7 protein-coding genes are annotated in these 8,686 nt (G+C 63.0%); 4 read left to right on the plus strand and 3 right to left on the minus strand.

Annotation, left to right across the window (positions count from 1 at the left end):
- A partial coding sequence (locus EN991_RS13235) for an ABC transporter ATP-binding protein (RefSeq protein WP_164769021.1) occupies positions 1–1,996 on the plus strand: 1,996 nt, incomplete at its 5' end.
- A 34-nt stretch (positions 1,997–2,030) separates the two neighbouring features.
- Here EN991_RS13235 and EN991_RS13240 read toward each other — a convergent pair.
- Positions 2,031–2,621 (minus strand): transglycosylase SLT domain-containing protein, encoded by a 591-nt coding sequence (locus tag EN991_RS13240; RefSeq protein ID WP_024501516.1) that lies wholly within the window; start codon positions 2,619–2,621, stop codon positions 2,031–2,033.
- A 217-nt stretch (positions 2,622–2,838) separates the two neighbouring features.
- Here EN991_RS13240 and EN991_RS13245 point away from each other — a divergent pair, with 217 nt between their 5' ends.
- Complete coding sequence (locus tag EN991_RS13245; RefSeq protein ID WP_024501515.1) at positions 2,839–4,377, plus strand: trimethylamine methyltransferase family protein; 1,539 nt, start codon at positions 2,839–2,841, stop codon at positions 4,375–4,377.
- 58 nt (positions 4,378–4,435) lie between these two features.
- Complete coding sequence (locus tag EN991_RS13250) at positions 4,436–6,862, plus strand: FAD-dependent oxidoreductase (RefSeq protein ID WP_127368913.1); 2,427 nt, start codon at positions 4,436–4,438, stop codon at positions 6,860–6,862.
- A 113-nt stretch (positions 6,863–6,975) separates the two neighbouring features.
- On the opposite strand, the gene EN991_RS13255 is transcribed toward EN991_RS13250, so the two are convergent.
- Positions 6,976–7,368, minus strand: a complete 393-nt coding sequence (locus EN991_RS13255; RefSeq protein ID WP_127368914.1) for a DoxX family protein — start codon at positions 7,366–7,368, stop codon at positions 6,976–6,978.
- Between the two features lie 198 nt (positions 7,369–7,566).
- Between EN991_RS13255 and EN991_RS13260 the strand changes: the two genes are divergently transcribed.
- Positions 7,567–8,055, plus strand: a complete 489-nt coding sequence (locus EN991_RS13260) for a hypothetical protein (RefSeq protein WP_206519202.1) — start codon at positions 7,567–7,569, stop codon at positions 8,053–8,055.
- An 81-nt stretch (positions 8,056–8,136) separates the two neighbouring features.
- Here the strand turns inward: EN991_RS13260 and EN991_RS13265 are convergent.
- Positions 8,137–8,686 (minus strand): VOC family protein (locus EN991_RS13265; protein WP_127368915.1); only part of this gene is annotated, 550 nt, incomplete at its 5' end.

Raw genomic sequence — 8,686 nt, forward strand, 5'->3', positions numbered from 1 at the left:
CTCCAACATCGGGAAGATCGTCGGCGGCAAGATCAAGTTCCAGGGCAAGGACATGGGCGAACTCTCCGACGAGGAGTTGCGTTCCATCCGCGGCAACAAGATCGCCATGATCTACCAGGAGCCGATGGCGAGCCTGAACCCGGCGATGAAAGTCGGCCAGCAGCTGATGGAAGTGCCGCTGATCCACGACAAGGTGTCGAAGGAAGAGGCCTATAAACGCGCCCTCGATATGGTGCGCTCGGTCAAATTGCCCGATCCCGAGCGTATGATGCGCTCCTATCCGCACCAGCTCTCCGGCGGCCAGCAGCAGCGCATCGTCATTGCCATGGCGCTGCTGTCGAAGCCGGCGCTGCTTTTGCTCGACGAGCCGACGACGGCGCTCGACGTGACGGTGGAGGCGGGCATCGTCGATCTGGTCAAGGGGCTGGGCGAAAAGTTCGGCACGTCGATGATCTTCGTGTCGCACAATCTCGGCCTGATCCTGGAAACCTGCGATCGCATCACCGTGATGTATTCGGGCGAAGCGGTGGAGACCGGCAAGATCAAGGACGTGTTCGACCGGATGCGCCACCCCTATACGCAGGGGCTTTTCCGCTCGATCCCGCTGCCGGGCGCCGACAAGAACTCACGGCCGCTGATCTCCATCCCCGGACAGCTGCCGCTGCCGCACGAGCGGCCCAAGGGCTGCAATTTCGGCCCTCGCTGCCACCATTTCGTCGAGGGTGTCTGCAACGCCGCCGAAATCCCGATGATCGAGGTCGCTGGTCACGAAGGCCATTTCTCGCGCTGCGTGCGCTTCAACGAGATCGACTGGGAAGCGCTGCCACCCGGTGCCAAGAAGGTCAATGAGCGCGTCATGCCCGGCGCGCCGGTGCTCAAGATCGAGGACCTCAGAAAATATTACAGGGTCGGCGGCAGCGAGGTGTTCGGCTCGAGCGAGGGCCGCGTCGTCAAGGCCAACGAGACGATCTCGTTCATGGCGCGCGAATCCGAGACGGTCGCCATCGTCGGCGAATCCGGCTGCGGAAAGTCGACGCTGGCCAAGGTGCTGCTCGGGCTGGAGACGGCAAGTGCCGGCACGGTGACGCTGGGCAACACGGAAATCCAGTCGACGGGGATCGACAAACGGAGCGTCGACACGGTGTCGTCGATCCAGATGGTGTTCCAGAATCCGTTCGACACGCTCAATCCCAGCCATTCGGTCGGTTCGCAGATCATCCGCACGCTGGAGAAGTTCAATGTCGGCAAGACGGTTGCCGATCGCCGCAAGCGCATGCTGGAGCTGCTCGACCTGGTGAAGCTGCCGCGGGCATTCGAAACCCGCAAGCCGCGTCAGCTTTCGGGCGGCCAGAAGCAGCGCATCGGCGTGGCGCGAGCCTTTGCCGGTGACGCCAAGGAGGTGGTGGCCGACGAGCCGGTCTCGGCATTGGACGTGTCGGTGCAGGCGGCGGTGACCGAACTGCTGATGGACATCCAGCGCAAGAACAAGACGACGATGCTGTTTATCAGCCACGATCTGTCCGTCGTTCGCTACATCGCCGACCGCGTCGTCGTCATGTATCTCGGCTACATCGTCGAGCAAGGCACGACCGACCAGATCTTCGCACCACCCTATCATCCCTATACCGAGGCGCTGCTGTCGGCGATTCCGATCGCCGACACGAGTGTCGTGAAGAAGCACATCGTGCTGGAAGGCGACATCCCGTCGGCGATGAACCCGCCATCCGGGTGTCCGTTCCAAACCCGTTGCGGCTACAAGAAGCTGGTGCCGGACAATCTCTGCGAGACCAAGGTGCCGCCGGTCAAGCATCTCGGCGACGGTCATATGAGCCTGTGCTGGCTCTCCGACGACGTGCTGGCCAAGATGGAGCCCGTGATCAAGTTCGACAAGGAACACGCCGCGCACGAAGGTATGCCGGACGACGCGCCGCATGGCGATGGCCCCGGTTTTGCTGGCACCCCACCAAAGCGTCCGCGCGGTAAAAGGCCGAGCTGACCGTCCGAAGATCGAGATCAACGATGCGGCAAGGTCAGTTCCCGCACTCGCTCAACTGCTGGGCATAGTCCCGCGCCATCTTGTCGGTGGCCCGGGCATAGCCCTGCACACCGGCATCGCCCCTGTTGCCGCGGCCATAGGCGGTCCAGCCGAGATAGTAGGCAAGGTAGAGATTGTAGGTGTCGTTGCGGGCGACGCCGTAGGTGTCAGATGTCTTGGAATGATACCAGCCGACGAAATCGACCGCATCGGCGAATTTCGTCCGCCGCGCCGCCCAGTTGCCGGTCTCGCGCTGATATTGCGACCAGGTGCCGTCCAGCGCCTGCGAGAAGCCGGTGGCCGTGGAGACGTGCTTCCACGGAATGAAGCCGAGCAGCTTGGTACGCGGCGGCCTTGCATTGCTCTTGAAGCCCGATTCCTTGCGCACCGTCGCCATCAGTACGGGAACGGGGATGCCATATTTCTGTTGGGTGCGCTCGGCGGCAGACTGCCAGTTGTCGAACCAGCCGTCATTCTGGTCGAAGACGGCGCAGACATTGTTGATGTGGCTGGGCGGCGTGGCGCAGGCCGAAAGCGCCAGCAACACGCAAACCGCACCAATTTTACTAAAACTCGAACTACGCATCGGCAGAGCAATAGGCCGAAATCATAAAGGGAATCTTGCAGCGTCCATTAACGCTTCGCCCGAGCGGTCGCTCGAGGAAATCCCATATCAACAATCCGACATATTTCGTCGTATTCTATAAATGGATACTGCGGAGATGCCGCCGTGGCTAAAATCACGCCCGCAAACGGCGTATTTATGACAGCTTACCTGGTTTGCCGGGGCTTTGATGCCAGGCATGAACGAACCAAGACGCAAACGCGGCGCCGAGCGCACCAGCAATCGGGGGCCATCGGCCATTCCGCAACTGCCGCTCAGGCGGGTGACCAATCCCTATCCGCCAATGGCCATGCTGTCGCCCGATCAGATCGAGCAGATCCATCAGGCGTCGATGCACATATTGGAGAATTTCGGCATCGAGGTGATGAGCCCGCGGGCGTTGTCGCTGTTCGAGAAGGCCGGCGCCAGGGTCGACCATGCCTCAGCGAATGTCCGCATCGATCGCGGCCTGATCGAAGACGTGCTGAAGACCACGCAGCCCAGCTATGTGTTGACGCCGCGCAACCCGGCCAACGCGGTTCATCTGGGCGGCAACACCATTAATTTCACCCTCGTTGCCGGGCCGCCCAATGTCCATGACATGGAGCGCGGCCGCCGCGCCGGCAATTTGCGCGACTATTCGGATCTCACACGGCTGGCGCAGCATTTCAACTGCATCCACATGCTGGGCAACCAGGTCTGCGCGCCGGTGGAGCTGCCGGCAAACTCCCGCCATCTCGACACTTATTTCACCAATCTGACGCTGACCGACAAGAGTTTCCACGTCTCGGCGATCGGCCGGGGCAGGGCATTGGACGGCATCGAGATGATGGCGATTTCGCGTGGGCTGACGCTCGACCAGATGCGCGACGATCCCGGCATCACCACCATCATCTCGGTCAACTCGCCGCGCCGCTTCGACGAGATGATGGCCGAAGGCCTGATGACCATGGCCGAGTTCGGCCAGTCGGTGGCGGTGACGCCGTTCACGCTGATGGGGGCGATGAGCCCGGTGACGCTGGCCGGGGCGCTGGCGCAGCAGAATGCCGAGGCGCTGTTCGGCGTCGTGCTGACGCAGCTTGTCCGTCCGGGCGCGCCGGTCATGTATGGCGCCTTCACCTCCAATGTCGACATGAAGTCGGGCGCGCCGGCCTTCGGCACGCCTGAGAACACCAAGGCCAACATTGCGTCAGGGCAACTGGCGCGGCGCTACGGGCTGCCCTACCGCACGACGCCGGGCTCGGCCTCCAACGCCGCCGATGCGCAGGGCGCCTATGAGACGCTGATGGCACTGTGGGGCGCGGTGCTCGGCCACGGCAACCTCGTCTACCACGCCGCCGGCTGGCAGGAGGGCGGGCTGACGGCGTCGTTCGAAAAACTCATCATCGATGTCGAGATGATCCAGCATATGATGGAGTTCTTGCGCCCGATCGAAGTCAATGAGGCGGAACTCGCCGTCGAGGCTTTGGGTGCGGTGCCAACCGGTGGGCATTTCTTCGGCGAGCCGCACACGCTGGAGCGCTACGCCACTGCCTTCTACCAGCCGATGCTGTCCAACTGGCAGAATTACGAAGCCTGGCAGGAAGCCGGCGGCCTCGACGCCACGGCACGCGCAACGCGGCTGTGGAAGAAAGCGCTGGAGGACTATGTCGAGCCGGTGATGGATATCGCCGTGCGCGAGGCGCTAGAGGCTTACATGGCCAGGCGCAAGGAAGCGATCGGGCAGGGAGAGCCGTGATCGTTCCCAGCTTGAATCCATTCACCCATTCAACTCACTGATATCAGAGAAAAAATCCATGAAATCGCATGCAAAGGTCGTGGTCATTGGCGGTGGCGTCGTCGGATGCTCCGTGTTGTTCCATCTCGCCCGCCACGGCTGGACCGATGTTGTCCTGCTGGAGCGCGACGAGCTGACCTCAGGCTCGACCTGGCACGCGGCCGGGGGCATGCACACCATCAATGGCGACCCCAACGTCGCCAAGCTGCAGAAATACACGATCAATCTCTACAAGGAGATCGAGGAGCTTTCCGGCCAGGCGACCGGCGTGCATCTGACCGGTGGCGTGCTTCTGGCAGCGACCGAGGCGCGGCTCGACTGGCTGCGCGGCGTCGTCGCCAAGGGCCGCTATCTCGGCATAGAGCTCGAGGAGATCTCGCCCAACGAAGCGGCCGAACTGATGCCGCTGCTCGATCCCAAGCAGTTCGTCGGCGCGGTCAGGAACAAAGAGGACGGCCATCTCGATCCCTCCGGCGTCACCCACGCCTATGCCAAGGCCGCGCGGAAACTTGGGGCGGAAGTGGAGCGTTTCACCAAGGTCGAGGACATCGTGCGGCGCCCTGACGGGCTGTGGCGGGTCATCACCAACAAGGGCGAGGTGGTGGCCGAGCATGTCGTCAACGCCGGCGGCCTGTGGGCGCGCGAGGTCGGCCGCATGGTCGGCCTCGAACTGCCGGTGCTGGCCATGGAGCACATGTACCTGATCACCGAGGATATGCCGGAGGTCGCCGCCTGGAACGCCAAGACCGGCACCGAGATCATCCACACGGTCGACTTCGACGGCGAGCTTTACCTGCGCCAGGAGCGCGGCGGCATGCTGATGGGCACTTACGAAAAGGCCAACAAGCCATGGTCCGAATACCAGACGCCATGGAATTTCGGCCATGAATTGCTGGCGCCCGACATCGACCGCATCGCGCCGTCGCTTGAGGTCGGCTTCCGCCATTTCCCGGCCTTCCAGAACACGGGCATCAAGCAGATCATCAACGGGCCTTTCACCTTCGCGCCCGACGGCAACCCACTGGTCGGGCCGGTGCGTGGCCTGCCGGGCTTCTGGGTCGCCTGCGGTGTCATGGCGGGGTTTTCGCAAGGCGGCGGCGTCGGCCTCGCTTTGTCGAACTGGATGATCGAGGGCGATCCCGGCGCCGACATCTGGGCGATGGATGTCGCGCGCTACGGCGACTGGGCGACGATGGCCTATACCAACGCCAAGGTGCGCGAGAATTATTCCAGGCGCTTTTCGATCCGCTTCCCCAATGAGGAGCTGCCCGCCGGGCGGCCGCTGAAGACGACGCCGGTCTACGACCTGCTGTCGGCCAAGGGTGCGCAATGGGGCGTTGCCTATGGACTGGAAGTGCCGCTGTGGTACGCGCCGGAAGGCGTCAAGGACGAATTCTCCTGGCGCCGCTCGAGCGATTTCACGCAGGTCGCCAAGGAGGTCGCCACAGTTCGCGACGGTGTCGGCCTGTCGGAGATTTCGAGCTTCGCCAAATACAAGGTGACGGGTGAGGGAGCGGCCGCTTGGCTCGACCGGATGCTTGCCTGCAAACTGCCCAAGCCCGGCCGCATGACGCTGGCGCCGATGCTGAAGGAAGACGGCAGACTGATCGGCGATTTCACCCTCGCCAATCTCGGAAGCGAGGGCTGGTTCCTCGCCGGCTCCGGCATCGCCGAGCAATACCATATGCGCTGGTTCGAGAAGCACCTGCCTGACGATGGATCGGTCCGCATCGAGGCGCTGGGCGCGAAGCTCACCGGTCTGTCGATCGCAGGCCCGAAGGCGCGGGATGTGCTGGCAAAGGCGACGCGCTCGGATGTCTCCAATGCGGCCTTTTCCTTCATGGCCATTGGCCGGATGGATATCGGCATGGCGCCGTGCCTGGTCGGCCGTGTGAGCTATACCGGCGATCTCGGCTACGAGATCTGGGTGGCGCAGGAATACCAGCGCGCCGCCTATCAAGCGCTGATGGCGGCGGGCGGGGAATTCGGCATCGGCCTGTTCGGCTCGCGCGCCCTCAATGCGCTGCGGCTGGACAAGAATTACGGCTCATGGGGGCGCGAGTACCGGCCGATCTACGGGCCGCTGGAAGCGGGGCTCGACCGCTTCGTTGCTTACGGCAAGGACGCCGATTTCATAGGCAAGGCCGCGGCGCTGGCCGAGCGCAGGCAGGGCGGCAAATTGCGCCTGCGCGCTTTTATCGTCGATGCCGACGATGCCGATGTCATTGGCGATGAGCCGATCTGGTTCGATGGTGCGGTGCGCGGCTGGGTGACGTCGGGCGGCTATGCGCATCATTCGAAGAAATCCGTCGCCGTCGGCTATGTGCCGAAGGAGATCGCTGATGAGAGCGACGGCTTCGAGATCGAGCTGCTGGGCAAGCGCCATGCGGCGCGCATTCAGGCGGTGCCGCTGTTCGACGCCAATTTCGAACGGATGCGTGCTTGAAGCGCTTCGGCTTCGCCGATGCGCTTCAGATTCCTGTTTTGTGGATGTCGTTGTCCCAAAACCGCTGGGCACTTTTGGGCGACATGCACCAGGCCCGCATCCTCTTTCTGGCGTCAGGCGCTGCGGCGGCTGTCCAGCGCGAAGGCGCCGGCGCCGGCAAACACCAGATAGAGGAAGATGAAGCAGAACGAGATCGCCGAATCGCCGCCATTGTTGACCGGGAAGAAGTCGCGCGGCATGTGCGCCATGAAATAGGCGATCGCCATTTCGCCGGCCAGAAGGAATGCCACCGGTCGCGTGAACAGGCCCAGCGCGAGCAGGATGCCGCCGGAGAATTCGAGGATGGCGGCAGTCGTGGTCAGCCCGGAAAGGGCGTGGGGATCGACGCTGACGGGGAAGTTGAACAGTTTCTGGCTGCCATGCTCGATGAACTGCAGCGCGGTCATGATGCGCAACACGCCGAGCGCCTGCGGCTGGTATCTGGAGAGGCTTTCGAAAAGCTTCATAATGACTCCATTTTCAATCCGTCCGGCCCATAGATTATCGCCCAGGAATGGACCATTCACTTCCCATGGCCTGGCGTCAACAATCGGTGATTGAAAATGTCCCCAGCTTGACCCTTCATATTTTTCCCGCCAAGGTTGCATTTATATCGTTGTGGTTGTATTAGTGCGGCCACTCTAGAAATGTGGGTTCCCTTTGCCATGAAAAAAGTCGCCATCAGCCTCTTCGCAATTCTTGCAGGCACCAGCTTTGCCATGGCCGAGGACGCCGGCTGTGAGGCCTTCAAGTGGCCCGTGACGCGGGAGCAGACCCTGTTTGCCGCGGCACCGGCAACGCCGTCCGGAGCGGCACTGGCGGTTGGTGCGGCTGCGGACCTGGCGCTGGTGCCGGTAGAGAAAGCCGGTTTTGCGGTAGCGCCCGAACGTGCGCCGGCATCAGACAGTTTCGGGGCCATCGCCAGCGTGGAGGTGCCATCCGAGGGAGCCATCCAGATAAGTCTCTCGGGGGAGGCCTGGATCGATGTCATCCAGGATGGCCAGGCCATCAAGTCGGCGGGCTATAGTGGCGTGAAAACATGCCCTGGCATCCGCAAGAGCGTGCGCTTCAAGCTTGCGCCCGGCCCGGCCACCGTCCAGTTCAGCGGCGCGAAAAAAGCTGAGTTGAAGGTTGCGGTGCTGGCGCCGGAATGAGGCGGCGCCAGGCAGGGGGAGAGGCCTTCATCGGTGGTCCGATGAAAGCCCGCACTTTGTGTCAGCGGTGTTCGATCGCCGTCAGCGGACTGGCGCCATCAAGGCGAAGTGCGCGCCTTGCGGGTCCTGGCACTGCACGATCCAGCTGCCGCCGGGGACCTCCATCGGCCCCATCAGGATCTTGCCGCCATTGTCGGTGACCCGTTTGGCCGCCGCGTCGATGGCCGCAACGTTGAAGTAGAATTGCCAGACCGGGACCGGGATCTGCGCGGGCTTGTTCATGATGCCGCCGCCGGATTCGGGGCCGGCCGTAAAAGTCTGGTACGTGCCCATCGGGCCCATGTCGAAATCGCCGGCGTCGACCCAGCCGAACTGGTCGGAATAGAAATCGAACGCGGCTTTCCAGTCCGACGTGTAAAGCTCGTGCCAGCCGATGTGGCCCGGCGTGCTGGCCGGCACGACAGGCTGGTCGGGACCGTTCGGCTGCAGGAACATGAAGGTCGCGCCTTGCGGATCGGCGACGACGGCAAAGCGGCCGACGCCCGGAATGTCGTCGGGCTGGCGGTGAACGGTGCCGCCGGCTTTCTCCAGCGATGCAGTTGCGGCATCGACATCCCTGGTGTGGATATAG

Source organism: Mesorhizobium sp. M7A.F.Ca.US.005.03.2.1, assembly GCF_003997795.1.
GTDB lineage: Bacteria > Pseudomonadota > Alphaproteobacteria > Rhizobiales > Rhizobiaceae > Mesorhizobium > Mesorhizobium ciceri.